This window comes from Rathayibacter sp. AY1E8 (genome assembly GCF_002931415.1).
In the GTDB taxonomy this organism is placed as follows: Bacteria; Actinomycetota; Actinomycetes; order Actinomycetales; family Microbacteriaceae; genus Rathayibacter.
Genome location: NZ_PSVI01000046.1, coordinates 1 through 22,080, shown reverse-complemented (window position 1 = coordinate 22,080; position 22,080 = coordinate 1). Strand labels below are relative to the sequence as shown.

The following is a 22,080-nucleotide window of genomic DNA, read 5'->3' as shown; positions in this document are numbered from 1 at the left end:
GGACGCGGCCATCAGGCGAGCCCGAGAGCCGGGTCGCTCGCGGCGGCCGTGCGGAGCTCGTCGGGGATGGCGGCGAGGTAGCCCTGCAGGTTGCGGCGGGTCTCGGTGACGCTGTCGCCGCCGAACTTCTCGAGCACGGCGTTCGCGAGCACCAGGGCGACCATCGCCTCCGCGACAACACCGGACGCCGGCACCGCGCAGACGTCGGAGCGCTGGTGGTGAGCGCCGGCCGCCTCGCCGGTGGCGACGTCGACGGTGCGCAGCGCGTGCGGCACGGTCGCGATCGGCTTCATGCCGGCGCGGACCCGCAACACGGTCCCCGTGCTCATCCCGCCCTCGGTGCCGCCGGCCCGGTCGCTGGACCGGGAGATGCCGGCGTCGGACTGGAAGAGCTCGTCGTGCGCCTCCGAGCCGCGGCGGGTGGTGGTGAGGAAGCCGTCGCCGACCTCGACGCCCTTGATCGCCTGGATCCCCATCAGGGCCGCCGCGAGCTGGGAGTCGAGACGACGGTCCCAGTGCACGTAGGAGCCGAGTCCGGGCGGGAGATCGTACGCGAGGACCTCGACCACGCCGCCGAGGGTGTCGCCGTCGTCGTGGGCGCGGTCCACCTCGGCGACCATGAGGGCGCTGGTCGCGGCGTCGTGGCAGCGCAGCGGATCCGCGTCCAGGGCGGCGACGTCGGCCGGGCCGGGCAGCGGCGAGCCCTCGGGCACGCGGACCGGCCCGATGGCGAGGGTGTGGCTGACGAGCGAGACGCCGAGCTCGCCGAGGAAGCGGCGGGCGACGGCACCGAGGGCGACGCGGGCCGCGGTCTCGCGGGCGGAGGCGCGCTCGAGCACGTTGCGGGACTCGGGGAAGCCGTACTTCTGCATCCCGACGAGGTCGGCGTGGCCCGGGCGGGGCCGTGTGAGCGCGGCGCCGCGGCCCTTGGGCAGGCTCTCGGGGTCGCGGGGCTCCGCCGACATGACGTCGACCCAGCGCGGCCACTCCGTGTTGCCGATGCGCAGGGCGATGGGGCTGCCCATCGTCGCTCCGTGCCGGACGCCGGAGGAGATCGTCAGCTCGTCCTGCTCGAAGTTCATCCGGGCTCCGCGGCCGTAGCCGAGCTTCCGGCGCGCCAGATCGGCGCGGATGTCGTCGAGGGAGACGGGGACGCCCGCCGGCAGTCCTTCGAGGACGGCGACGAGTTCGGGACCGTGGGATTCCCCGGCCGTGAGCCAACGGAGCATCCTCCGATTCTGGCACACGAGGTCAGTGCGCCGGACCCGCCGAGACGGCTCGGCGCATCGCCGCGAGCACCTCGTCCTCGCGATCGAGAGGCAGGACCGGGTCGCCGCCGACGAAGATCCGCACCTGCACGAGTGCCTGGTGGAGCAGCATCCCGAGCCCGGAGACGACCGGGGAGCCGCCCTGCTCCCAGCGCCGGGCGAGCGCGCTCGGCCACGGGGAGTACGCCACGTCGAACAGGGTCGAGCCCGCGACCGCCGCGTCGGGCACGTCGAGGCCGTCCGCCGCCCCGCCGGGGAGCGTCGAGATCACCAGTGGCGCTCCGGTGGACCAGTCGGCGAAGGAGCGGACCGAGAGCGGGACGCCGAGCGACTCTGCGACCGGAGCGAGCTCGACGGCCCTCGACGCCGTCCGCAGGACGAGGTCGACCCGCGCCGCGCCGAGCTCGGCGGCGGCGGCCAGGGCGGAGGCGGCGGTCGCTCCCCCGCCGAGCACCTGGACGCGCTCCGCCGAGACGATGCCCGCCTCGGCGAGGGCGCGCACGATGCCCGCGACGTCGGTGTTGAACCCGCGAAGGCGGGGTGCCGGGCCGGAGCGGTCGACCAGCACCGTGTTGACCGCGCCGGTGACCCGGGCGACCGCGTCCTCCTCCGCCAGCAGCGGGCGCACCGCGTGCTTGAGCGGCATGGTCAGCGACAGTCCGTGCCAGGGCTCACCGGACACGACCTCGGAGAGGGTCGCCTCCGTCGTCTCGACGGCGCGGTAGCTCCAGTCGAGTCCGAGCACCCGGTAGGCGGCCGCGTGCAGCGCGGGCGACTTCGAGTGCGCGATCGGCGCGCCGAGGACCGCGAGGCGGTACCCGGCGGCCGTCACTGGTACTCCGGGTGGTCCCGCATCCAGGCCTGCCACTGGTCGACGGCCGCGTTGTGCTCGGCGTCGGTGGTGGAGTAGACCGTCTCGCCCGTCTCGAGGTTCACCGTGACGAAGTACATCCAGGTGCCGTCCGCGGGGTGCATGACCGCGTCGATCGCCACGTCGCCCGGGTTCGAGATCGGCGCGGGCGGCAGGCCGTCGCGCTGGTAGGTGTTGTAGACGTTGCCGGCGTCGTTCCGCTCGGCGTCCGTGGTCGAGACGCGGTCGGTCGCGCCGGTGCCGTACGCCACGGTCGCGTCCGACTGCAGGCGCCACCCCTGGTCGAGGCGGTTCTGGAACACGCGCGCGACCCTCGGGAAGTCCTCGGCGACGCGGGCCTCGCGCTGCACGAGGGACGCGAACACCACGACGCGGTAGCGGTCGTCCACCGGGACACCGGCCTGGTCGAGCGACTGGTACATCCGGTCGACCAGCGTCTTCAGGATGTCGTGCGCCGGCGTCGACGGGTCGATGTCGTACGTCGCGGGGAACAGGAACCCCTCGAGGCTCGTCGCCCCGGCCGGGAGCCCGAACGAGCCCCAGTCGGCGGCGGCCGCCTCGAGGTCCGTCAGCGCGACCCCGGTGCCGTCCGCGATGAGAGGCAGCGCCTCCTTGAGCGCCGTCCCCTCGGGGATGACGAAGGTGTTCGCGAGGCGCGTCGACTCGGAGTCGAGCAGCGCCGACAGTGCGGCCTTGGCGCTCATCTCGGCCTTGAGCGAGTACGCGCCGGGCTGGAAGACGGGCTCCGGGCTCTGAGCGAGGAGCAGGTCGTAGAAGGGGTCGTACGACTTGATGACCCCGTCCGAGACGAGGTTGTTGGCGATGTCGCTGCCGCCGTCGCCCTGGTGGATCGTGAACAGCACCTCGCTCGAGCCGGTGCCGGTGAAGTCGGTCGGCTCGGGCTCGGCGAACAGGCCGCGCACGGGCTCGAGGAAGATCGTCACGGCGATGGCGACGAGCGCGGCGAAGACGCCGAAGGCCAGAAACCCGCCGATGAGCCCGCGGCGGCTGCGGCGCTTCTTCGCGCCGCCCGTCGCGGGAGCCGCGCGGCGCCGCTTCGGGCGCGCGTCCGGGTCGAACGCGGCCGCGTCGTCGCGGCCGCGGGGCTCGGGCACGTCGGGCCCGGTGAAGAGGCGGCCCAGCGGATCGTGCGCCTCAGTCGGCGCGGGCTGCTGCTCCGGAGTCGGGTCGGGCGGAGTCGGCTGCGCCTGCTCGGCGGCGCGGGCGTCGCGGCGGCTCGGGGGGACGTCGGTCACGGGGAGGTCCTTCGTTCGGTTCGAGCAGGACTCCGGCCGGGGTGCCGGCCGAGCGCTCGGAATCGATGGCGTGCTGCAGGATCACCACGGCGGCGACCTGGTCGATCACGGCTCGGGAGCCGCGGGTGGTGCGTCCGGAGCGGTGCAGGGCGCTCTGAGCGGTGACCGTCGACAGCCGCTCGTCGACGAGCCGCACCGGAGCGGTGGGCACCGCCTCGGCGAGCAGTCGAGCGAATCCGCGCGCGTCCTCCGTCGAGGCCGTCTCGGCCCCCGACAGCGACAACGGCAGTCCGACGATGATCGCCTGGGCATCGTACTCGGCGGCGAGGTGCGCGATCCGGGAGACGTCCGAGGATCCGCCGTCAGTGCCCGCCCGCGCGACCGTCTCGACGGGCACCGCGAGCAGGCCGTCGGCGTCGCAGCGGGCGACCCCGATGCGGGCGCGGCCCACATCGATGCCGAGCCGGACGCCGAACCGGCCCATTCAGCTGGTCGCTTCCTGCACCACGGCCTCGAGCGCCGCGCCGATGGCGGAGACGTCGGAGCCGCCGCCCTGGGCGAGGTCGTCCTTGCCGCCTCCGCCGCCACCGAGGATCCCGGCGGCGCGCTTGGCGAGCGCACCCGCGCGGCGGCCCTGGTCGCGGGCGGCCTGGTTGGTGGCGACGATCACCGCGGGCTTGCCCGAGACGTCGGCGGCGAGCGCGACGACGGCCGGCTCCTGGCCGAGCCGCTCGCGGACGGAGGTCACGAGGGAGCGCAGCTCGTCGGTCGATCCGGCGGAGCCGATGCTCTCGGCGACGACGGTCGTGCCGCCCACAGTGCGGCGGGTCGCGGCGAGGGCGGGCACCCGGTCGGCGAGGGCCTTGGCCTCGAACGCGGCGATCCGCTTCTCAGCGGCCTTGAGGCTCGCGACGAGCTCGCCGATCCGCTCGGGGAGCTGCTCGCGCGGGGTCTTCAGCGAGGACGAGATCGTGCTGACGAGGGCGCGCTCGGCGGCGAGCTCCTGGAAGGCCTCGCGGCCCACGAGCGACTCGACGCGGCGGTTGGTCGATCCGACCGAGGACTCGCTGACCAGGCTGATCACGCCGACCTCGGACGACCGCCCGACATGGGTGCCCGCGCAGAGCTCACGCGACCAGGGCCCGCCGATGTCGACCACGCGGACGACGTCGCCGTACTTCTCGCCGAAGAGGGCCATCGCGCCGAGCGCCTTCGCCTCGTCGATCGGGAGCTCGCGCGTGACGACCTCGAGGTTGTCCCGGATCGCCGTGTTGGCGATCTCCTCGATCTCGCTGCGGGTCTCGAGCGAGAGGGCCTGGTTCCACGAGAAGTCCAGGCGCAGGTAGCCCGCCTTGTTGTAGGAGCCGGACTGGTGCGCCTGCGGGCCGAGCACCTGGCGCAGCGCGGCATGGATGAGGTGGGTGCCCGAGTGCGCCTGCGTGGCGCCCCGGCGCCAGTCGCGGTCGACGACGGAGGTGGCGGCGTCGCCCACTCCGACCTCACCGCTGGCGACCTGGACCTTGTGGCTGATGAGCCCCTTGACGGGCTTCTGCACGTCGAGGACCTCGAGATCGAAGCCGGAGCCGACGATGCGGCCGGCGTCGGCCTCCTGGCCGCCCGACTCCGCGTAGAGGCTGGTCGCCTCGAGGATCACCTCGGCGATGTCGCCCGCGACCGCCTTCGTGACGGAGTGCCCGCCGACGATGAGGCCGAGGATGCGCGTCTCGGTGTCGAGCACGTCGTAGCCGGTGAACAGCGTCTCGCCGTGCGCGCGGAAGTCGGCGTAGACCGAGAGATCGGCCAGCGCCGACTTCTTCGACTTCGCGTCTGCCTTCGCACGCGTGCGCTGCGCGGTCATCAGGGAGTCGAACGCCTCGCGGTCGACCGCCAGACCCGATTCCTCGGCGATCTCGAGGGTGAGGTCGATCGGGAACCCGAAGGTGTCGTGCAGGAGGAACGCGGTGTCGCCCGGCAGCGTCGGCGACTCGGCCTTCTTCGTCTTCAGGACCGCGAGGTCGAGGATCTCGGTGCCGGCCGCGAGGGTGCGCAGGAACGCCTCCTCCTCGCCGTAGGCGCTGGTCGAGAGGCGCTCGAACTCCGTGGACACCTCGGGGTAGGCCGACGCCATCGCGTCGCGCGAGGCGGCGAAGAGCTCGGGGAACGTCGCGGTGTCCACTCCGAGCAGGCGCATGGCGCGCACCGTGCGGCGCATCAGGCGGCGGAGGATGTAGCCGCGCCCCTCGTTCGACGGCGTCACGCCGTCCGACAGCAGCATCAGCGAGGAGCGCACGTGGTCGGCGATGACGCGCATGCGGACGTCGTCCTCGTGGACGGCTCCGTAGCGGCGGCCCGAGAGCTCGGCGGCGCGATCGAGGACCGGACGGACCTGGTCGATCTCGTACATGTTCTCGACGCCCTGCTTGAGGAAGGCGACGCGCTCGAGGCCCATGCCGGTGTCGATGTTCTTGCGCGGCAGCTCGCCGAGGATGTCGAAGTCGACCTTGCTCGTGCCCTCGCCGCGGAGGTACTGCATGAAGACGAGGTTCCAGATCTCGACGTAGCGGTCGTCGTCCGTCGCCGGGCCGCCGTCGATCCCGTAGGCGGGGCCGCGGTCGAAGAAGATCTCGGAGCAGGGGCCGGCAGGGCCGGGCTGGCCGGTCGACCAGTAGTTGGTGTCCTTGTCCAGGCGCTGGATGCGCTCGTCCGGCAGTCCCGCGATCGTCTTCCAGAGCGCGATCGCCTCGTCGTCGTCCTTGTAGACGGTGACCCAGAGGTCCTTCTCGTCGAAGCCCAGTCCCCCGTCGCTCTCGGCGCCGGTGAGCAGCTCCCAGGCGTAGCCGATCGCCCCCTCCTTGAAGTAGTCGCCGAAGGAGAAGTTGCCGTTCATCTGGAAGAAGGTGCCGTGACGAGGCGTCTTGCCGACCTCCTCGATGTCGTTGGTGCGGATGCACTTCTGCACGCTGGTGGCACGCGGGTAGGGCGCGGGGACCACTCCGGTGAGGTAGGGCACGAACGGCACCATGCCGGCGACGGTGAAGAGGAGGCTCGGGTCCTCGCTCACGAGGGAGGCGGAGGGGACCACGGTGTGGCCGCGGCTCCCGAAGAAGTCGAGCCAGCGGTTGCGGATGTCTGCGGTCTGCATGGGTTCCGTTACGGTTCGGTCGGTGACGACGCGGATGTCGGGCGGCGGGGCGTCAGCCCTCGCCGATGGCGGCCTTCAGTTCGGCCTCGCGCTGGTGGTAGCCCTCGGAGACGGCCTCGCCGAGCTCCTTCGCGGTGCGGTTGATGTCGGCGAAGAGCCGGGCGCCCGCCTCGGTGCGCGAGACCTGGTGGGCGACCGCGAATCCGAGGCCGATCCCGATGACGATCAGGAGGATGTTCTTCACGGGGTGTCCTTCCACTGCGGCGGGGCGGGCGCGACGGCGCGACGACCCGTTCGATTCTAGGGCGCGGGCGCGGCGCTACTTCGAGCGCGGGCGCTTCGTGCGCTTCGCGGCGGAGCGGCCGACCGCGGCTCCGGCCTTGTCGGCCGTCCGTCCGGCGACGAGCACGGCGCGGACTCCGGCGGTGAAGCCGGCGAGCTTGATGAGCGGACCGCCGACGGTCGCGGCCGTGAGAGCGACGAGCGCGTTGACGTTTCCGGTGACCTCGGCGACGTCCTTGGTGATCGTGTCCACCCGCGCGAGCTGGTGGTTGGCCTCGCGGAGGGTGGAGGCCGACTCGTCGAGGATCGGCATCAGGCCGTCGCTGGCCTGCTTGATGGCCTCGCTCGTGCTGTCGAAGACGCGCCCGAGCTTCCAGAGCGGGACGGCGGTGATCGCCACCAGGATCGCGAACACCCCCGCGGCGATGAGCCCTGCGATGTCTCCACCGGTCACGGTGACCTCCGTTCGATGCCGCCCAGCGCGGCACTCCAGCCTACCGACGGGCCGCGAGAGGGTCGGACGCGGGGACGGGCGCTCGGCTCGGGCGCGACGGCCGGATCGGGCGCAGCGCGGGACTCTCGGAGCGCGGCGGGCACTCCGGATCGCGACCCCGGGAACGGGAAAGGCCCCGGTGCGCACACCGGGGCCTTTCTCTGCGGGGCTGGACTCAGCGGGCCGCGTAGTACTCGACGACGAGCTGCACTTCGCAGGTCACGGGGACCTCGGCGCGCTTCGGGCGGCGCAGGAGCGTCGCCTGCAGCTTGTCGATCTCGACCTCGAGGTAGCCCGGGGTCTTGGGGAGGACGTCGACGTGTCCACCGGCGGCGGCGACCTGGAAGGGCTCGGTGCCCTCGGAGCGGGTCTTGACGTGGATGACCTGGCCCGGCTTCACGCGGAAGGAGGGGCGGTCGACCGTCTTGCCGTCCACCATGATGTGGCGGTGGGTGACGAACTGGCGGGCCTGCGCGGTGGTACGGGCGAAGCCCGAGCGCAGGACGAGGGCGTCGAGGCGCATCTCGAGGAGCTCGACCAGGTTCTCACCGGTCAGGCCCTGGGTGCGGCGCGCCTCCTGGAAGGCGATGCGGAGCTGCTTCTCGCGGATGCCGTACTGGGCGCGCAGACGCTGCTTCTCACGCAGGCGGACCGCGTAGTCGGAGTCGGCCTTGCGCTTCGAGCGGCCGTGCTCGCCGGGAGCGTAGGGACGCTTCTCGAGGTAGCGGGCGGCCTTCGGGGTCAGGGGGATGCCGAGGGCGCGCGAGAGGCGCGTCTTCGAGCGGGTACGGGACGTGGTCGACACAGTGGTCCTTCCAAGGTCTGAGAGGTTCGGTCGCAGCTCTCGACCGCCGGCTCCGGGAGGAGGGCGGACGCCGCGGTCGTGTCCTCCGCGGGTGCGGGGGAAGGGTGACCGCAGTGGCGGGCTGCGCGATTCAGAGGGATGCGCTGCTCCGCTCGGCTACAGAGCGGTGGGCAACCTCGCAAGACTATCAGGCCACGGCCTCCCGTGCGGGTCGCGCGAGTTCGCGGTCGGCGCGGTCAGCCCCGGTCGCCGCGGATGATGCGCAGGAGCTTCGCCAGTCGTGCGGAGACGTCGCGCTCGTTGCCGTGCTCGGTGGGCCGGTAGTACCGCGCGCCCTGGAGCGGGTCCGGGAGGTACTGCTGCTCGAGGACGCCGAGGTCGGCGTCGTGCGGGTACCGGTAGCCCTTCCCGTGGCCGAGCTTCTTGGCGCCGGGGTAGTGCGCGTCGCGCAGGTGCGCCGGCACCCGGCCCGCGCGGCCCGCGCGCACGTCCGCGATGGCCGCGTCGATGGCGGAGTAGGACGCGTTCGACTTCGGGGCGGTCGCCAGGTGCACGACCGCCTGGGCGAGCGGGATGCGCCCCTCCGGCATGCCGATGAACTGCACGGCGTCGGCCGCGGCGATCGCGACGACGAGCGCCTGCGGGTCGGCCATGCCGATGTCCTCGGACGCGGAGACGATGATGCGGCGGGCGATGAACCGCGGATCCTCCCCCGCCTCGATCATCCGGGCCAGGTAGTGCAGCGCCGCGTCCACGTCCGAGCCCCGGATGGACTTGATGAAGGCGCTGATGACGTCGTAGTGCTCGTCGCCGTTGCGGTCGTAGCGCAGCAGGGCGCGGTCGACGGCGCGCGCGACGACCTCGGTCGTGATCACGGGGAGCGCGGGCTCCTCGGCGGCGGCCTCGACGGGAGCGCCCTCGTCGTCCTCGTTTTCCTCGTCCGGGTCCTCCGCGGCGGCGGCGCGGGCGACCCGGTCGGCCTCGCGGGCCTCCGAGCGGGCGGAGGTGGCGGCGGCCTCGAGCGCGGTCAGCGCCCGCCGGGCGTCTCCGGAGGCGAGCCGCACGATGCTCGCCCGGGCCTCCTCCTCCAGCGTCACCGAGTCGCGCAGACCCCGCTCGTCGTGCAGGGCGCGGTCGACCAGGACGCCCAGGTCGTCGTCGCTGAGCGGCTCGAGGGTCAGCAGGAGCGAGCGCGAGAGCAGCGGCGCGATCACCGAGAACGAGGGGTTCTCGGTCGTGGCCGCGATGAGGATGACCCACCCGTTCTCGACCCCGGGCAGCAGTGCGTCCTGCTGCGCCTTGGTGAAGCGGTGGATCTCGTCGAGGAAGAGCACGGTGGACGTGCCGTAGAGGTCGCGGGTGGAGAGTGCCTCCTCCATCACCTGCCGCACGTCCTTCACGCCCGCCGTGACGGCGGAGAGCTCGACGAAGCGGCGGCCGCTGGAGTGGGCCACCGCCTGCGCGAGCGTGGTCTTGCCCGTGCCGGGAGGGCCCCAGAGGATCACGGACACCGCTCCCCGCTCCCCCGTCGTGTCGGCGGCGAGGGCGACCAGGGGCGAGCCGGGCGTCAGGAGGTGGCGCTGGCCGGCGACCTCCTCGAGGCTGCGCGGCCGCATCCGCACGGCGAGCGGAGTCGCCCCGGAGCGGAGTCCGGCCTGCTGCATGGTCATGCCCCCAGCGTAACGACGGCCTCCGACAGAGCCCCGGCCCGACTGCCCGGCGCGACGGAGCGGCGTTTGTCGCGCCTCCGGCGGTTCTCGTAGGCTCGACGCGGCCTGCGTGCGCGGGCCGCCGCGCCGAAGCCGCGCGGACGAGGACGTCGGAGGAACACGTGGCCCAGGGCAAGTCGAACGACCGCGAGGCGCGCACCCGGCTCCGGGCCTACCAGGCCCGTCAGAGCCTCCACCGCTCGAGGCAGAAGCGGCGCGTGCGCGACAACGTGATCGCGGCGATCGCCGCCGTCGTCGTGATCGGGCTCGCGGTCGTCGCCCAGATCCTCTACTTCTCCGGCGGCCCCGGCACCCCGGTCGCCGAGCCGACCTCCTCCTCCTCCGCGACCCCGACGCCCGAGGCGACGGGGTCGAACACCGGCGACGTCCCCTCCTCCGACATCGCCGAGGGCCGCGACTGGACGGGCACGCTCACGATCGGCGAGGACCCGCTGGGCATCACGCTCGCCGGCGCCGCCGCCCCGCAGGCGGTGTCCTCCTTCATCTCGCTGACGCGGTCCGGCTTCTACGACGGCGTCTCCTGCCACCGCCTCACCACGGAGGGCCTCTACGTCCTCCAGTGCGGCGACCCGGACGGCGACGGCACCGGCGGACCGGGATACAGCTACGGCCCCGTCGAGAACGCGCCCGAGGACGGCGTCTACCCGGCCGGGACCATCGCGATGGCCCGCCAGGGCGGCAACGGCTACAGCCAGGGCAGCCAGTTCTTCGTCGTCTACCAGGACACGACCCTGCCCGCCGACGCGGCCGGCGGGTACACCGTGCTCGGGCAGGTCACCTCGGGACTGGACGCGCTCGTCAGCGACGTCGTGTCGAAGGGCACGGCCGACGGATCGGGTGACGGCGCCCCCGCCGAGCCCGTGACCATCACCTCCGTCTCCGTCGAGTAGCCGCACCCGCGGCGTCGTCACGGTCCGCCCGCGCGGGGAGTGCAATAGGCTTGTCGTCACTGCCCGTTCGCGGCCGAGCGCGGTCTTCGGCCCTCCGGCCGTCGAGCCCCACCGGCCGACGACGCGACGGGCACCGAGAAGCACGACATCGAACAGCAAGGTGAGGCTCCGAGCGATGAGTGACCAGCAGCCGTGGGGACGGGTCGGCGACGACGGGACGGTCTACGTCCGCGTCGGCGACGGGGAGCGAGAGGTCGGCCAGTACCCCGATGCGACTCCCGAGGAGGCGCTCGCCTACTACGAGCGCAAGTACACGGAGCTCGCCGGGCAGGTCTCCCTGCTCGAGCAGCGCGCCAAGCGGGGCGCACCCGCCGGAGACGTCGCCCGCACGGTGCAGTCGCTGTCCGCGGCCATCGCGCAGGCGAACGCCGTCGGCGACCTCGAGTCGCTGCAGACCCGGGTCGACGCGCTGAGCGGCTCCGTCGAGGATCTGACCGAGCAGCAGGCGGCCGAGTCGAAGGCCGCGCTGTCCGAGGCACTCGCCCACCGCGAGGCCATCGTCGCCGAGGCCGAGGCCCTGGCGGCTGTCGACCCGGCGAAGACGCAGTGGAAGCAGGCCAGCGCCGCGATCGACGACCTCTTCGCCCGCTGGCAGAACCACCAGCAGCAGGGTCCGCGCCTGCCCAAGAACGACGCGAACGAGCTGTGGCGCCGGTTCCGCGGAGCGCGCACCACGATCGAGCAGAACCGCAAGGCGTTCTTCGCCGACCTCGACTCCGCGCACCGCGAGGCCAAGCAGGCCAAGCAGGCGCTCATCGACCAGGCCGAGGCGCTGGTGCCGCAGGGCGCCGATGCCATCCCGGACTACCGCGCGCTCCTCGAGCGCTGGCGGGTCGCAGGCCGCGCAGGCAAGCGGTTCGACGACGCGCTCTGGGCGCGCTTCAAGGCCGCCGGCGACGCGATCTACGGCGCCAAGGCCGAGATCGTCGCGCAGGAGAGCGTCGAGTACACCGAGAACCTCGACCTCAAGCTCGCCCTCCTCGAGGAGGCGGAGCCGCTCCTGCAGGAGCAGGACCGCGAGAAGGCCAAGCCGGTGCTGCTCTCGATCCAGGAGCGCTGGGACGCCGTCGGCCGCGTGCCGCGCGAGCAGGTGCGCACCGTCGAGGACCGCCTCCGCAAGGTCGAGGCGCACGTCCGCAAGCTCGACGAGGAGCACTGGAACCGCAGCAACCCGGAGCGCAAGGCCCGCTCCGAGGGTCTCGCCTCGCAGCTGACCGCCGCGATCCAGAAGCTCCAGGACGAGCTCGACGAGGCGAAGGCGCGCGGCGACCGCGACGCGATCGCCCAGGCTCAGGAGGCGCTCGACGCCCGCAAGGTCTGGCTCGACGCGATCGGCTAGACCCGCGCCGGCGGATCCCTCCACAGATCCGCTCGCGACGCTCCGGAGGGGAGGCGCATCGGCCAGCATGGCCGGATGCGCCTCCCCTCCGTGCTCCTCCCCGGGCACCTCCCTCTCGCGGAGCTGTGCGCCGCCCGCCTCGACGGCGAGCTGGTCGCGCTCGACGAGGGCTTCCTCGTCGCGGACCTGCCCCTGGGGGCGTCCGAGCGGGCCGCCTCCCTGCGCTCGCTGCTCCCCCGCGGCGCCGTCGCCGATCGTCTCTCCGCCGCATGGGTGCACGGGGCGACGCACGGCCCGCCGCCGGTGCACAGCGCCTCGATCGACCGGCGGAAGCGCCGACAGGCGCCGTCGAACCCCCGCCTGCGCTGCCACGAGGTCCTGCTCGACGAGGACGACGTCGTCCTCCTCGGCGGCGCGCCGGTCACGTCGCCTGCTCGCACGCTGATCGACCTCGCCCGGACGGAGGACGCGGGCGCGATCCTCCGGGCGCTCTCTCGGAGCACCCGGACCGGCCTCGACGCCGTCCTCGCGAGGCTGGAGGAGGGCAGCGCCGTCGCCGGACGGAGGATCGTCGGACGACGGCTGCGGGCGGCGCTCGGCGAGGCGCCGCCCGGGGATCAGCCCCCGTTCACCCGGTAGACGTCGTAGACGGCGTCGATCCGGCGCACGGCGTTCAGCACGCGGTCCAGGTGGGTGGTGTCGCCCATCTCGAAGACGAACCGGCTGATCGCCAGCCGGTCGCTCGAGGTGGAGACCGTCGCCGAGAGGATGTTGACGTGGTGCTCCGAGAGCACGCGCGTCACGTCGCTCAGCAGGCCCGAGCGGTCCAGCGCCTCGACCTGGATCTGCACGAGGAAGATGCTCTTGGAGGACGGCGCCCACTCGACGTCGACGATCCGCTCCGGCTCCTTCAGCAGCTCCTGCACGTTGTGGCAGTTCGCCTGGTGCACGGAGACGCCGGCTCCCCGCGTCACGAATCCGACGATCTGGTCGCCCGGCACCGGAGTGCAGCACTTCGCGAGCTTCACGAGGATGTCCGGCGCGCCCTTCACGAGGACGCCCGACTCGCTGCTCCGGCTCCGCGGCCGGGGCGAGCGCGGGAGGGTGACCTCGTTCTCGTCCGACTCCGGATCGCCCTGGATGGAGGAGACGACCTTCTCGAGCACCGACTGGGTCGAGACGTGGCCCTCGCCGACGGCCGCGTAGAGCGCCTCGACGTCGTTGTAGCGCAGCTGGCTGGCCACCTCGGTGAAGGTGTCCTGGCTCATCAGCTTCTGCAGCGGCAGGTTCTGCTTCCGCATCGCCCGGGCGATGGAGTCCTTGCCCTGCTCGATCGCCTCGTCGCGCCGCTCCTTGGTGAACCACTGCCGGATCTTGTTGCGGGCCCGGGGGCTCTGCACGAAGTGGAGCCAGTCCTGACTCGGTCCCGAGTCGGGGTTCTTCGAGGTGAAGACCTCGACCACGTCGCCCGTCGTCAGAGCCGACTCCAGCGGCACGAGGCGCCCGTTGACCTTGGCGCCCATCGTCCGGTGCCCGACCTCGGTGTGCACCGCGTAGGCGAAGTCGACCGGGGTCGCACCGGTCGGCAGGCCGATCACGCGTCCCTTCGGGGTGAAGACGTAGACCTCCTTGGCGCCGATCTCGAAGCGGAGGGAGTCGAGGAACTCGTTCGGGTCTGTGGTCTCCGACTGCCAGTCCGAGAGGTGCGCGAGCCAGGCGAGGTCGGTGTCGTTCGATCCGGAGGTGGGCACCTTGCCGGTGGCCATCTGCTCCTTGTACTTCCAGTGCGCCGCGATGCCGAACTCCGCGTGCTGGTGCATCTCGTTGGTGCGGATCTGGATCTCGACCGCGCGGCCCTTCGGCCCGACGACCGTCGTGTGCAGCGACTGGTAGAGGTTGAACTTCGGAGTGGCGATGTAGTCCTTGAACCGGCCCGGCATCGGCGTCCAGCGGGCGTGGATCGAGCCGAGCACGGCGTAGCAGTCGCGCACCGAGTTCACGAGGACGCGGATGCCGACCAGGTCGTAGATCTCGTCGAACTCGCGACCGCGGACGACCATCTTCTGGTAGATCGAGTAGTACTGCTTCGGCCGGCCGACGACGCGACCGCGGATCCGCCCGGCCCGCAGGTCCTCGCTGATCAGGTCGATGACGTTCTGCACGAACTCCTCGCGCTGCGGCGTCCGCCGCTTCACCAGGCTCTCGATCTCGTTGTAGATCTTGGGGTAGAGCACCGCGAAGGACAGGTCCTCGAGCTCCCACTTGATGGCCTGGATGCCGAGGCGGTGCGCCAGCGGCGCGTAGATCTCGAGGGTCTCGGTGGCCTTGCGGGCCGCGGACTCGGCGGGGACGAAGCCCCAGGTCCGCGCGTTGTGAAGGCGGTCGGCGAGCTTGATGATCAGGACGCGGATGTCCTTCGACATCGCCACGATCATCTTGCGGACGGTCTCGGCCTGCGCGCTGTCGCCGTACTTGACCTTGTCGAGCTTGGTGACGCCGTCGACGAGCATCGCGACCTCGTCGCCGAAGTCCGCGCGGAGCTCGTCGAGCTGGTAGTCGGTGTCCTCGACGGTGTCGTGCAGCAGCGCGGCGGCGATCGTCTTCGAGCCGATGCCGAGGTCGGCGAGGATCTGCGCGACGGCCAGCGGATGCGTGATGTAGGGCTCGCCGCTGCGGCGCTTCTGGTTCGCGTGCGCCCGCTCCGCGACCGAGTACGCGCGCTCGATGAGCGCGATGTCGCTCTTGGGGTGGTGCATCCGGACGGTGCGGACGAGGGTGTCGACAGCACCGGAGGGCTGCGCGCGCGAGAAGATCCGCGGGACCAGTCTGCGCAGGGCAGCGGTCGAGGACGTCGTCGTCGTTTCCGTCACGCGAGGATCTCCATCGCCCCATTATCGCCCGTGCGGACGGTGCCGATGACCGTTCCGCCCGGGGCGGACGGCGCCGGCGTCAGCCGATGCGTCCCGGGCGCCCCTCGCCGTCGACCACGTCGCCGCCCGCCGCGGCCCAGGCGGTCATGCCGGCGTCGACGTTGGCGACCTCGTAGCCGGCGCCGTCGAGGGCCTGCGTCACCATCGCGGAGCGGACTCCGGAGTGGCAGACCACCAGGATCGCCGTGTCGGCCGGGAGCTCGTCCTGCCGGGCGCCGATCTCCCCCATCGGGATGTGGTGGGCGGCCGGAGCATGCCCCGCCGCCCACTCGTGCGGCTCCCGGACGTCGAGCAGCCAGACCTCGTCGCGCTCTACGAGTCCGACGGCGTCGGCCGCCGTGACCTGGGCGTAGTCGGCCACGGCTCAGCCCTGCACGGCCGGCGCGGCCGGAGCGGTCGCCTTCGCCCGGGCCGACTCCACGCGCTTGTCATGCTTGGAGATCTCGGGCTCCCGGCTGCGCAGCTGGGCGTACAGCGGCGCCGCGACGAAGATCGTCGAGTACGTGCCGACGATGATGCCGATCAGCAGGGCGAGGGAGATGTCGCGGAGAGTGCCCGCGCCGAGGACGAACGCGCCGATCACGAGGATCGCGGCCACCGGGAGGGCGGCGACGATCGAGGTGTTGATGGAGCGCACGAGAGTCTGGTTCTCGGCCAGGTTCACCGTCTCGGAGAAGGTGCGGGTTGTGCTGCCGAGCGCCTCCACGGTGTTCTCGCGGATCTTGTCGAAGACCACGACCGTGTCGTAGAGCGAGTAGCCGAGGATCGTCAGCAGTCCGATCACCGCCGCCGGCGACACCTCGGTGCCGGTGATGCCGTAGACGCCCGCCACGATCACGAGGTCGTGCAGGAGCGCGACGATCGCCGCGAGCGACATCTTCCAGGTGCGGAAGTACGCCCACATGGCCAGGGCCGCGAGGACCACGAAGATCACCAGGCCGCGCAGGGCCTGCTGAGTCACGTCGTTGCCCCACGCCGCTCCGATGAAGGAGGAGGCGACCTGGTCGGTGGGCACGTCGTACGCCTCCGACAGGGCGTTCCGCACCGCGGTCGACTCGTCGGTCGAGAGCTGGCCGGTCTGTACGCGGATGGAGTCGTCGCCGACGATGGACACGCGCGGCACGGTCTCCGGAGCGACCGAGGTCACCGCGTCCGTCGCCGTCGCCTGCTCGAGACTCGACGGCGAGGACACCGTGAACTGCGAGCCGCCGGTGAACTCGATGCCGAAGTTGAAGCCGCCGCGGGCGACCGTACCGAGCAGCGTGATCAGGATCAGGGCGAGCGAGACGAGGTACCACGTGCGGCGCCGGCCGACGAAGTCGATCGATCGCGCACCGGTGTAGAGGTCGTTTCCGAACTGCGAGAAGCTGGCCATCACGCGTCCTTCCCGTTCGAGTCGTTGGAGTCGCGCAGGCCGGCCGCCTCGGCGGCCTTCCGCTCGGCGATGGTCTGGCGCTTGGCCGCCTCACGGGACGCGGAGGCGCGCTTGCCGGCGACCACCTGGTCCTGCGGACGGAAGGCGGCACGGCCGCGGTAGACGGCCCCGAGCGCCCGGGGATCCAGGCCCGAGGCCTTGTGCCCCTCGGCGAAGAACGGTCTCGTGGCCATCAGCTGCAGGATCGGGTGGGTGAACAGCGCCACCACGATCAGGTCGATGATCGTCGTGATCCCGAGGGTGAGCGCGAAGCCGCGGACACTGCCGACGGCGAGGAGGAAGAGGACCACCGCGGCGAGCAGGTTCACCATGTCGGACGCGAAGATCGTGCGCAGCGCGCGCCGCCAGCCGGACTCGACGGCGGACTCGAGGCCGCGTCCGTCGCGGAGCTCGTCGCGGATGCGCTCGAAGTACACGATGAACGAGTCGGCCGTGATGCCGATCGCGACGATGAGACCCGCGACTCCTGCGAGCGAGAGGCGCAGTCCCTCCCGCCAGGACAGCAGCGTGACGACGAGGTAGGTGACGATCGCCGCGACGAGCAGCGAGGCGATCGTGACGGCTCCGAGCACGCGGTACTGCGCGATGGAGTAGACGATGACGAGGATCAGGCCGATGAGGCCGGCGAGCAGGCCGCTGGCGAGCTGGGCGGAGCCGAGCGTCGCCGAGATGCTGTCCGAGCTCTGGACCTGGAAGCCGATCGGCAGCGCGCCGTACTTGAGCTGGTCGGCGAGCGTCTTCGACGACTCCTGGGTGAAGGAGCCCGAGATCTGCGCGTTGCCGTCGGTGATGGCGGCGTTCGTCGACGGGGCCGAGATGACCCGGCCGTCGAGGACGATCGCGAACTGGTTCTGCGCACCCTGCAGCGCCACGAGGCGCGAGGTCACGTCGCCGAAGGCCTGCGTGCCCTGGTCGTCGAACGAGAGGTTGACGGCCCAGGTGCCGGTGCTGGCGCCGGAGGAGGTCGTCATCAGGCCGTTCGAGGCGTCCGAGATGTCCTCGCCGGTGATCTCCACCGGGCCGAGGACGTACTTCACCGTCCCGCTGCCGTCGCAGGTGATGAGCGGCTGGTCGGCCGGGGCGAGGTTCGGGTCCTGGCCGTTGAGGAACGCGCAGTCGAACGAGGTGTACTGGGCCTCGAGCGCCGGCGTGAGGTAGGCGAGGTCGCTCGCGTTCGTCGGCGAGGCGGTCGGCTCCGTCGCGAGCGACGGGTCGACGGGCGTCGGCGTGGGCGAGGACGTCGCGTCGCCGCCGACCGAGCTGTTGGTGGCCTGGCTCGCAACGAGGACCGGGCGGAAGTCGAGCTTCGCCGAGGCCTCGATGCGCTGGAGCGTCTCGTCGTCGGGCGTGCCCGGGATCGAGACGACGATGTTGCTCGAGCCCTGGGTCGTGATCTCGGCCTCGGAGACGCCGGACGCGTCGATGCGCTGGCGGATGATCGAGACGGCCTGCGTCAGCTGCTCCGACGAGACGGTGTCGCCGTCGTTCAGCTGCGGCTGCAGGACGATCTGCGTGCCGCCCTCGAGGTCGAGGGCGAGCTTCGGCGTCCAGGAGCCGCCGCCCCAGAGGACGGCCGCCGTGTTGAGTCCGACGAGAGCGAGGATCAGGACACCGAGCCAGCTCAGGGAGCGGCGGGCCTTCCGGACGGGGGTTGATGCGGCCACCCAGGGCTCAGCTTTCTCTTCGGTCGACGGTGATCGGCCCGGGGTCGTCCGGGCGTGGAGAAGGGCGGGCGGGCGCCGATGCGCCCGGCCCGACCAGGAGACTACTGCGCGTCGGGGCGGCGGTCGCGCTCGACCGGGTCCACCAGCGGGTCGCGGTGCGCGGAGTCGCGCTCGCCGAACTCGGGCGAGCCGGTCGCGGTCAGCGGGTCGGCCTCGTCCTCGGTGTCGACGGCGACGGCGTTCTCGCTCGGGTCGATGAGGCGGGCGATCGCCTGACGGTGGATGGTCAGCAGCGTGCCGGGGGTCGACTCGATGACGATCTTGTTCGCCTCGTCGTCGATCGACACGACGGTGCCGAAGAGGCCGGAGCCGGTCATGAGCTCCACCCCCGGCTGGAGGTTGTTCTTCATGCTCTCCGCGTCGCGCTGGCGCTTCTTGTTGTTGCGGAACATGAAGATGATCATCACGGCGAGCAGCAGGACGAGCAGGATGATCGTCGGATCCATGGGTGGGCCTTCCGGAGTGGATGGGCGATCCGCCGCGCGGCCTCAGGTCGAGGCGGAGCGGATCGAGCGGCCCGTCGGGCCTAGAGAATCATAGATCATCGGGGAACAGGGGCGGCTGAGCCGCCGTCCCCCGGGGGTCGATGCCGAAGTGGCGGTAGGCGGCGGGGGTCGCCACGCGGCCGCGCGGCGTCCGGGTCAGCAATCCGATCCGCACGAGGAACGGCTCGACGACGGCCTCGACCGTCTCCGCCTCCTCCCCCACCGACACGGCGAGGGTGTTCAGGCCGACCGGCCCGCCGTCGAAGCGGGTCAGCACGATCTCCATCACCGCGCGGTCGAGCCGGTCGAGTCCGAGCGCGTCGACGTCGTAGAGCTCCAGCGCCGCGCGGACGGCGGTCACGTCGGCCCGTCCGCCGTGGACCAGGGCGAAGTCCCGCACCCGCCGGAGCAGGCGGTTGGCGATGCGCGGGGTGCCTCGGCAGCGGCCGGCGATCTCGGCGATCGCGTCCGCGTCGATGTCGAGCTCGAGCAGCCGTGCCGCCCGGGCGAGCACCTGCCGCAGCTCGTCCTCCGCGTAGAACTCGAGGTGCGCGGTGAAGCCGAAGCGGTCGCGGAGCGGATTGGGCAGCAGGCCGGAGCGGGTCGTGGCGCCGACGAGCGTGAACGGGGCGAGATCCAGCGGGACGGACGTCGCTCCCGCCCCCTTGCCGACCATGATGTCGATCCGGAAGTCCTCCATCGCGAGGTAGAGCATCTCCTCCGCGGAGCGCGCCATGCGGTGGATCTCGTCGATGAAGAGGATCTCGCCGGGCAGCAGCGAGGAGAGGACGGCGGCGAGGTCGCCCGCGTGCTGGATCGCGGGGCCGCTGGAGAGCCGCAGGGGCGAGGAGCTCTCCTCCGCCACGATCATCGCGAGGGTCGTCTTGCCGAGCCCGGGCGGGCCCGCGAGCAGGATGTGGTCGGGGGTCCGGCCCTGCATGGCCGCGGCCTTGAGCAGCAGCTCGAGCTGGCCGCGCACCTTGCGCTGGCCGACGAACTCGCTGAGGTTCCTGGGCCGCAGGGCGCCCTCGAAGGCGACCTCGGCCTCCGACGCGACCTCGGCGCCCAGCACCTCGTCGCTCACGAGCGGGCCGCCGGACCGAGGCGGGCGAGGGCGAGCCGGAGCAGCGCCTGCACGTTCGCGGCGTCGGAGGCCTGCGCGTCGAGCAGGATCTCGTCGACCACATCGGCCGCGGTGCGCTCGGGCCAGCCCAGGCCGACGAGCGCCGCGAGCACGTTCTGCGCGGCGGTGGCGGCGGGACCGGAGCCGCGGGCGGCGCGCGGACGGACGGTCACCTTGCCGGCGAGGGACAGGATGATCAGCTTGGCCGTCTTCGGGCCGATGCCGCTGACCTTCCGGAACACCCCGTCGTCCTCGTCGGCGACCGCCTGCGCGATCCGGTCCGGCTCGACCGCGCCGAGAACGCCGAGGGCGGACTTCGGGCCGACGCCGGTCACGCCGATCAGCAGCTCGAAGATCTCGAGCTGCTCCTCGTCGGGGAAGCCGTAGAGGGTGAGCGAGTCCTCGCGGACGACGAGCACGGTGCTGACCGTGGTCTCGTCGCCGACGCGCATCTCGAGCGCGTGCTGCGGGGTCACGTTCACCGCGTAGCCGACGCCGTGGACGTCGAGGACGGCGAGGCTCCCGCGGGCGGAGAGGACGGTGCCGCGGAGGGAGGAGATCACCGCGTCAGTCTAGATGCTCGAACAGGCGTTCGACTCGCGGCCTCGGCGGCGCGCCACGCCCGCTGCGCTGCTGTGCCGCCCGCCGCTCCGTCGGCACCGGCTCCCGCCGACCCGGAGGAGGGCGCGAGAGGGGCCCGCCAGGCGTGGCAGACGGCCAGGGCGAGAGCGTCGGCCGCGTCGGCCGGCCGCGGCGGGGCGTCGAGCCGGAGGACGCGCTGGATCATCGCGGTGACCTGGCGCTTGTCCGCGGCTCCGTAGCCGGTGACGGCGGCCTTCACCTCGCTCGGCGTGTGCATCCCGACCGGGAGCCCGCGACGGGCCGCCGCGACGAGGGCGACGCCGCTGATCTGCGCGATGCCCATCACGGTGCTGACGTTGTTCTGAGCGAAGACCCGCTCGATCGCGACGGCGTCGGGGCGGTGCTCGTCGAGCAGCGCCTCGAGTCCGTCGCCCAGGGCCAGCAGGCGGCGCTCCAGCGCGTCGTCGGGCGGTGTCCGGAGGACCGTCACGTGCACGAGGGTCGCGCGGCGGTCGCGCGAGACGTCGACGATGCCGACGCCGCAGCGGGTGAGCCCGGGGTCGATCCCGAGGACGCGCATCAGGCCGCCCTCCGGGATCGGGCCGGGCTCACCGCGTCACTCCTCGTTCTCGAGCTCGGCGCGCACCTCTGCCGTGATGTCGAGGTTGGTGTAGACGTTCTGCACGTCGTCCGAGTCCTCGAGCGCGTCGATCAGGCGGAAGACCTTGCGGGCCGTCTCGGCGTCGGCCTCGACCTGGAGGGAGGCGACGAACTCGATGTCGGCGGAGTCGTAGTCGATGCCCGCCTCCTGCAGGGCCGAGCGGGCCGGGACGAGCTCGCTCGGCTCGACGCGGACCTCGAAGCTCTCGCCGTGGTCGAGCACGTCGTCGACGCCGAAGTCGAGGACCGCGCCGAGCACGTCGTCCTCGGTGACGCTCTCTCCGTGGGGCACGGAGATGACGCCCTTGCGCGCGAAGTTGTAGGCGACGCTGCCCGGGTCGGCCATGGTGCCGCCGTTGCGGGTCATCGCGGTGCGGACGTCCGCCGCGGCGCGGTTCTTGTTGTCGGTGAGGCACTCGACGAGCAGGGCGATGCCGTTGGGGCCGTAGGCCTCGTACATGATCGTCGTGTAGTCGATGACCTCGCCGGTGAGGCCGGCGCCGCGCTTGATCGCGCGGTCGATGTTGTCGTTCGGCACCGAGGTCTTCTTCGCCTTCTGCACGGCGTCGACGAGCGTCGGGTTGCCGGAGAGGTCGGCGCCGCCGATCTTGGCGGCCACCTCGATGTTCTTGATCAGCTTGGCGAAGGACTTCGCGCGGCGCGAGTCCTTGATCGCCTTCTGGTGCTTGGTCGTGGCCCACTTGGAATGCCCGGACACGGTGCTCCCTCGGAAATCTCGTTGCGTGCGGCCCCCGAGGGCGCCGCTGATGGCAGGGGCCAGTCTATTCGAGAGCCGGTCCGCGCCCGTCTCGGCCCGAGCACCGAGCCTTCCGCGCCCGTCTCGCCGGCGACGAGCCGCCCTCCCGGCGCGCCCCCGCACCGCCGAACGCACGATCCGCGTCCCAGCGGATCGCGCTAGGCGGACGCGACCAAGCACCAGAAGGCGATCAAGGACTCGCGCCGCGCGAAGTCCTTCGCCAAGCTGATCAAGAACATCGAGGTGGC

The 22,080-nt window shown here is 72.1% G+C and carries 20 protein-coding genes and 1 pseudogene; 3 read left to right on the top strand and 18 right to left on the bottom strand.

Annotated elements, in window-relative coordinates; translation table 11 throughout:
- Positions 1-11: 11 nt before the first annotated feature.
- The 9 genes and pseudogenes from aroC to C5C74_RS12960 all read right to left on the bottom strand — a co-directional run bounded on the left by aroC (position 12) and on the right by C5C74_RS12960 (position 9,787).
- Positions 12-1,229: a chorismate synthase gene (gene aroC / locus C5C74_RS13000; protein ID WP_104224754.1), complete on the bottom strand. Its 1,218-nt coding sequence runs from the start codon at positions 1,227-1,229 to the stop codon at positions 12-14.
- Between the two features lie 22 nt (positions 1,230-1,251).
- Entirely contained in the window at positions 1,252-2,100 is an 849-nt protein-coding gene (locus tag C5C74_RS12995) for a shikimate dehydrogenase (protein ID WP_258064170.1), read from the bottom strand.
- Positions 2,097-3,395, bottom strand: a complete 1,299-nt coding sequence (gene mltG / locus C5C74_RS12990) for an endolytic transglycosylase MltG (RefSeq protein WP_181134705.1) — start codon at positions 3,393-3,395, stop codon at positions 2,097-2,099. Before mltG ends, C5C74_RS12995 begins: the two co-directional genes overlap by 4 nt.
- Before the next feature lie 10 nt (positions 3,396-3,405).
- Positions 3,406-3,879, bottom strand: a pseudogene (gene ruvX / locus C5C74_RS12985) (Holliday junction resolvase RuvX); the annotation flags it as partial.
- Positions 3,880-6,537, bottom strand: a complete 2,658-nt coding sequence (gene alaS / locus C5C74_RS12980; RefSeq protein WP_104351672.1) for an alanine--tRNA ligase — start codon at positions 6,535-6,537, stop codon at positions 3,880-3,882.
- Between the two features lie 52 nt (positions 6,538-6,589).
- On the bottom strand, positions 6,590-6,781 hold the full coding sequence (locus C5C74_RS12975; RefSeq protein WP_104225329.1) for a hypothetical protein: 192 nt from the start codon (positions 6,779-6,781) through the stop codon (positions 6,590-6,592).
- 75 nt (positions 6,782-6,856) lie between these two features.
- Positions 6,857-7,273, bottom strand: a complete 417-nt coding sequence (locus C5C74_RS12970) for a DUF948 domain-containing protein (protein ID WP_104351671.1) — start codon at positions 7,271-7,273, stop codon at positions 6,857-6,859.
- Between the two features lie 214 nt (positions 7,274-7,487).
- Positions 7,488-8,117 carry a 30S ribosomal protein S4 gene (rpsD, locus tag C5C74_RS12965; RefSeq protein ID WP_068210518.1) on the bottom strand — a complete coding sequence of 210 codons (630 nt, stop codon included), beginning with the start codon at positions 8,115-8,117 and terminating at the stop codon, positions 7,488-7,490.
- A gap of 236 nt (positions 8,118-8,353) precedes the next feature.
- Entirely contained in the window at positions 8,354-9,787 is a 1,434-nt protein-coding gene (locus C5C74_RS12960) for a replication-associated recombination protein A (protein WP_104351670.1), read from the bottom strand.
- Positions 9,788-9,948: 161 nt separating this feature from the next.
- On the opposite strand from C5C74_RS12960, the gene C5C74_RS12955 reads away from it, so the two are divergent.
- From C5C74_RS12955 to C5C74_RS12945, 3 genes are all read left to right on the top strand, one after another.
- Entirely contained in the window at positions 9,949-10,737 is a 789-nt protein-coding gene (locus tag C5C74_RS12955; protein ID WP_104351669.1) for a peptidylprolyl isomerase, read from the top strand.
- Between the two features lie 175 nt (positions 10,738-10,912).
- Positions 10,913-12,136 carry a DUF349 domain-containing protein gene (locus tag C5C74_RS12950; RefSeq protein ID WP_104351668.1) on the top strand — a complete coding sequence of 408 codons (1,224 nt, stop codon included), beginning with the start codon at positions 10,913-10,915 and terminating at the stop codon, positions 12,134-12,136.
- 75 nt (positions 12,137-12,211) lie between these two features.
- On the top strand, positions 12,212-12,775 hold the full coding sequence (locus C5C74_RS12945) for a type IV toxin-antitoxin system AbiEi family antitoxin (protein WP_104351667.1): 564 nt from the start codon (positions 12,212-12,214) through the stop codon (positions 12,773-12,775).
- Here the strand turns inward: C5C74_RS12945 and C5C74_RS12940 are convergent.
- The 9 genes from C5C74_RS12940 to C5C74_RS12900 all read right to left on the bottom strand — a co-directional run bounded on the left by C5C74_RS12940 (position 12,754) and on the right by C5C74_RS12900 (position 21,793).
- On the bottom strand, positions 12,754-15,006 hold the full coding sequence (locus C5C74_RS12940) for a bifunctional (p)ppGpp synthetase/guanosine-3',5'-bis(diphosphate) 3'-pyrophosphohydrolase (protein ID WP_104224764.1): 2,253 nt from the start codon (positions 15,004-15,006) through the stop codon (positions 12,754-12,756). The genes C5C74_RS12945 and C5C74_RS12940 overlap by 22 nt on opposite strands.
- 79 nt (positions 15,007-15,085) lie before the next feature.
- Positions 15,086-15,427 (bottom strand): rhodanese-like domain-containing protein, encoded by a 342-nt coding sequence (locus tag C5C74_RS12935; RefSeq protein WP_104224765.1) that lies wholly within the window; start codon positions 15,425-15,427, stop codon positions 15,086-15,088.
- Between the two features lie 3 nt (positions 15,428-15,430).
- Positions 15,431-16,441 (bottom strand): protein translocase subunit SecF, encoded by a 1,011-nt coding sequence (gene secF, locus C5C74_RS12930; RefSeq protein WP_104233316.1) that lies wholly within the window; start codon positions 16,439-16,441, stop codon positions 15,431-15,433.
- Positions 16,441-18,165, bottom strand: coding sequence for a protein translocase subunit SecD (gene secD / locus C5C74_RS12925; RefSeq protein WP_104351666.1), 1,725 nt, complete (start codon positions 18,163-18,165; stop codon positions 16,441-16,443). The genes secF and secD overlap by 1 nt, the downstream gene beginning before the upstream one ends.
- A gap of 101 nt (positions 18,166-18,266) precedes the next feature.
- A complete protein-coding gene (gene yajC / locus C5C74_RS12920) occupies positions 18,267-18,671 on the bottom strand; it encodes a preprotein translocase subunit YajC (protein WP_104224768.1) in 405 nt (134 codons plus the stop codon).
- 88 nt (positions 18,672-18,759) lie between these two features.
- The gene (gene ruvB, locus C5C74_RS12915) at positions 18,760-19,794 is read right to left on the bottom strand and encodes a Holliday junction branch migration DNA helicase RuvB (protein ID WP_104224769.1); all 1,035 of its coding nucleotides are present in this window, start codon (positions 19,792-19,794) and stop codon (positions 18,760-18,762) included.
- The gene (ruvA, locus tag C5C74_RS12910; RefSeq protein ID WP_104225337.1) at positions 19,791-20,396 is read right to left on the bottom strand and encodes a Holliday junction branch migration protein RuvA; all 606 of its coding nucleotides are present in this window, start codon (positions 20,394-20,396) and stop codon (positions 19,791-19,793) included. Before ruvA ends, ruvB begins: the two co-directional genes overlap by 4 nt.
- Positions 20,393-20,995, bottom strand: a complete 603-nt coding sequence (ruvC, locus tag C5C74_RS12905) for a crossover junction endodeoxyribonuclease RuvC (protein ID WP_104225338.1) — start codon at positions 20,993-20,995, stop codon at positions 20,393-20,395. The genes ruvA and ruvC overlap by 4 nt, the downstream gene beginning before the upstream one ends.
- Positions 20,996-21,031: 36 nt before the next feature.
- On the bottom strand, positions 21,032-21,793 hold the full coding sequence (locus C5C74_RS12900; protein ID WP_104224772.1) for a YebC/PmpR family DNA-binding transcriptional regulator: 762 nt from the start codon (positions 21,791-21,793) through the stop codon (positions 21,032-21,034).
- Between the last annotated feature and the right edge of the window lie 287 nt (positions 21,794-22,080).